The organism is Mesorhizobium sp. M7A.F.Ca.CA.004.04.2.1, assembly GCF_004022825.1.
Taxonomy (GTDB): Bacteria; Pseudomonadota; Alphaproteobacteria; order Rhizobiales; family Rhizobiaceae; genus Mesorhizobium.
The window spans coordinates 1-3,736 of record NZ_RZPH01000610.1 but is presented as its reverse complement, the minus strand read 5'-3'; the positions used below and the strand labels follow the sequence as shown (position 1 = coordinate 3,736).

Sequence of the window (3,736 nt, the reverse complement as noted above, 5' to 3'; positions counted from 1 at the left end):
GGATTTTTCGAAGACGGCGACCTACGACTATCTCATGCAGAAAACCCCGGTGACCGAAGTCGAGCATATCATCTCGGCGATCCCGGCCGACGCCGAGACGGCGCGGCATCTGGGCATCGATGTCGGCGCCTGCTGCCTTTTCCTGCACCGCCGGACATGGACAGGCGCGGTGGTGGCCACCATCAGCAAGCTGACCTATGCCGGCAGTCGCTACTCGCTCGGCAGCCGCTATTCCCCTTCAAAAAGCAGCTAACGGAAGCAGGACGAATGCAAGTCGGAGCGGTTTCGTTGCCAATGTATATACATGTGCTGACGAGAACGCTTTCGCTCTCGAATGGACGGGCCAAGAAGGACAACAGATGACGCAGACACCGAGTCGCACGGCGCAGATCCGGGCACTCGCGCAGCATGATGTTGCCGAAGCACAAAGCGCGCTGGCGGCATTGCTGGGCGACCTGTTTGCGATGAGTCCCCGCAATGTGCGCATCAACTTCGACAAATACAGCCTCAATTCCCTGAACGGCTTCTTCGAAGACGACGGCAAGGCCTACTTCTTCAAGTTCCATCAGGAGGAGCGGGAGGAGGGGATGACGGGCGAGTATTACCGCGCCGAGATTCTGTCGCGCGCCGGCCTGCCGGTCGACCAACCCATACACATGTCGGCGCAGCCCGGCGAGCAGATCCTTGTCTACCGCCGCCGCACGGATCCGAGATTTTCGGATGTGCTGTTCGCGCTGGATGCGCAGGACGATGCCGGCAAGCGGCAAGAAGCCGTTCTTGCCGAGCGCGACCTGTCGGCCAGGCTGCTCAAGGTCTATCTCGAGACGCTGCATCCCGTCACTGGCGAGGACGTGGCGGCGGAGCCGATCCACAGGCTGTTTCATGAGCGGCTGATCGATGCCGAGACACGCTTGTCACCAGGCGGCCGGCTGGCCGATTTCTATGTCGGCAAGCCGTTCGTCTTTCCCGGTGCCGCGCTGGATTGGGATCGGTTTTCCCGGCTGAAATTCGTCATCAACGGCCAGCAGTACACCCACAGCGTCGGTGAGCTTTTCGATGCCGCCGCGGTGCGCTTGCGGCCCGACCGGCTTGCCGATGCCGGCGGCGTGGTCGCGCATGGCGACGCCCACAACGCCAATGTCTGGTACACGGCTAAGGCGGGGAGGGCGGAACTGTCCTTCTTCGATCCCGCCTTTGCCGGCTCGCATATCCCGACGCTGCTGGCGGAGGTGAAGGCGACGTTCCACAACATCTTTGCCCATCCGTTCTGGCTCTATGATCCGGCGACCGCGACAGAGGCTTTTCGCGCCCAGGCGCGGCTGGACGGAAATCTGCTCCATGTCGACACGGACTGGGACCTGAGCCCCGTCCGCCGCGACCTGCTGGAGGTCAAGGCGACAGCGCTGTGGCGGCCATTGCTGCTGGAGCTCAAACGGCGCGGCATGCTGCCGGCCGATTGGCGCGCGGTGCTGCGGGCCGGTCTTTTCCTGTCGCCGACGCTGGTCATGAACCTGCGGGCCGGCGCGCGCAGCCATACGCGGGTCTCCTCCCTCATTGCCTTCTCAGTCGCGGTCATGGTCGGCAGCGAACCCGTTGCCGGAGCCGATCGGGTGACGGGTTTCCTCGATCGGATCGATCCGGAAAAGCGTGAAAATTGAGTCTTTCCAACTTGTATATGCATGTATGTATTTTAGCCTTGACATCCGCTCCCGCTGACGCTGAAATATCCTCGCACTTCACCATGAAGTGGCAGGTAAGACGCCGAGGCACAGTGCCGCAAGAGCAGAAACCCGCAGTCTCACCAGACCGGCTGCCTGGGTTAGAAAAAGCGGTCTGATCATCAAGGGGAACAAAGATGATGCGTAACCTAACAGGACAATTTCGCGCGCTCGTGATGGCCGCCGCCATCGGGCTGGCCGCCGCCCCGGCAGCCTACGCAGCCGATGCGGCCATTCCCACCACGCCCGAGGCAGGAGCGTTCAAGATCGGGATCGAGCCCTGGCTCGGCTATGGCCAATGGCATGTCGCCGAGGCCAAGGGCCTGTTCAAGACGAACGGGCTGAGCGACGTCCAGATCGTTAATTTCGCCGAGGACAAGGACATCAATGCAGCACTTGCAAGCGGCCAGCTCGACGCCGCCAACATCGCCACCCACACGGCGATGGGCATGGTCGCGGCCGGCCTTCCGGTGAAGATCGTGCTGCTGCTCGACGTCTCCATGACCGCCGACGCCATCATCGCCGGCAAGGACGTCACCTCCATCGCGGACCTCAAGGGCAAGCAGGTGGCCTTCGAGGAAGGCACGACGAGCGACATTCTGCTCAAATACGCGCTCGCCAGGAACGGCATGTCGATCGACGATGTCAAGCCGGTTCCGATGCCGGCGTCCGACGCCGGCAGCGCCTTGATCGCCGGCCAGGTGCCGGTCGCGGTGACCTATGAACCGTACCTCACCGTCGCCATGGCGCAGAACAAGGACCTCAAGCTGCTGTTCACCGCCGGCGAGGATCCCGGCCTGATCAGCGACGTGCTGGTGGTGCGTGACGAGGTGATCAAGTCGCGGCCCGGCCAGGTGCTGGCCATGATCAAGAGCTGGGACGCGGCGCTCAAGGACTACAATGCCGACACGCCCGGTGGACGCGCCATCATCGCCAAGGCCGTCGGTTCGGACGTCAAGGACCTCAACACCGCCTTTGACGGCGTACGCTACTACTCACTCGCCGAAAACAAGACGGCGCTGACAGGCGACTTCACCACCAAGACCTTCGCCGATGTCGAAGCCGCCGCCAAGAACGCCAAGCTGCTGCAGGCCGATGTGACGCCGGAGCAGATGATCGACCCGGCCTTCGTCAAGGCAGCGGAATGACGAAGGCCGGATCGCGGTGGTGACACAGATGCCCCGGGAGCGACCGGCGGCAGGACCGGTCACGAAACCGGCGAGGCGCCGCCGATCCTCCGGGATCGGCGTGCCCATCGCCAGGTCGCGCTTCCTGATCATCGCGGTGGCCGTGTTCGTCGGGCTCGGCCTTGCCTGGTGGGCGGCGACCGGACTGGGGTTGGTAAAGCCGATCTTCCTGCCGTCGCCGGGCAGCGTAGCTATGCAGATCGCCAAGCTCGCCGCCGACGGCACGTTGTGGCTGGACCTCAAAGCCTCGATGTATCGTATCTCCATCGGCTTCCTCATCGCCTCGGCCCTGTCGATACCGATCGGCGTGCTGATCGGCAGTTTCCGGTCCTGGGAAGCGGCCATCGAGCCGCTGGTGGATTTCATCCGCTACATGCCGGTCGTCGCTTTCGTGCCGCTCTCCATCCTGTGGGCGGGCACCGGAGATTCGCAGAAATTCCTGATCATCTTCATCGGCACCTTCTTCCAGCAGGTGCTGATGATCATGGACAATGTGAAACGGGTTCCAGCCGATTTCATTGGCCTTGGGCGTACACTCGGCTTGCCGGATCGCAAGATCCTGACGCGCATCGTCGTTCCCAGCGCCTTGCCGGGCATCTGGGATACGCTGCGCATCAGCCTGGGCTGGGCATGGACCTGGCTGGTGCTGGCCGAACTTGTCGCCGCGACTTCGGGGCTCGGCTATCGCATCACCGTGTCGCAGCGCTATTTCCAGACAAACACGATCATCGGCTACATCCTGCTGCTCGGCCTGCTCGGCCTCATCACCGACCAGGTGATGAAGGCGCTGGAAAAGGTGCTGTTCAAGCAAGAGGGCCGCTCGCAATGAGG

At 62.9% G+C, this 3,736-nt stretch carries 4 protein-coding genes; all 4 read left to right on the top strand.

Going from position 1 to position 3,736, the window contains the following annotated elements; translation table 11 throughout:
• The coding region (locus EN893_RS23675) for a UTRA domain-containing protein (protein ID WP_128361815.1) at positions 1-253 on the top strand (253 nt) is incomplete at its 5' end.
• A gap of 106 nt (positions 254-359) precedes the next feature.
• The gene (locus EN893_RS23670) at positions 360-1,658 is read left to right on the top strand and encodes a hypothetical protein (RefSeq protein WP_128361814.1); all 1,299 of its coding nucleotides are present in this window, start codon (positions 360-362) and stop codon (positions 1,656-1,658) included.
• 200 nt (positions 1,659-1,858) lie between these two features.
• Positions 1,859-2,866, top strand: coding sequence for an ABC transporter substrate-binding protein (locus tag EN893_RS23665; protein ID WP_127269923.1), 1,008 nt, complete (start codon positions 1,859-1,861; stop codon positions 2,864-2,866).
• Between the two features lie 100 nt (positions 2,867-2,966).
• Positions 2,967-3,734 carry an ABC transporter permease gene (locus EN893_RS23660; protein ID WP_127384037.1) on the top strand — a complete coding sequence of 256 codons (768 nt, stop codon included), beginning with the start codon at positions 2,967-2,969 and terminating at the stop codon, positions 3,732-3,734.
• The last annotated feature ends 2 nt before the right edge of the window (positions 3,735-3,736 follow it).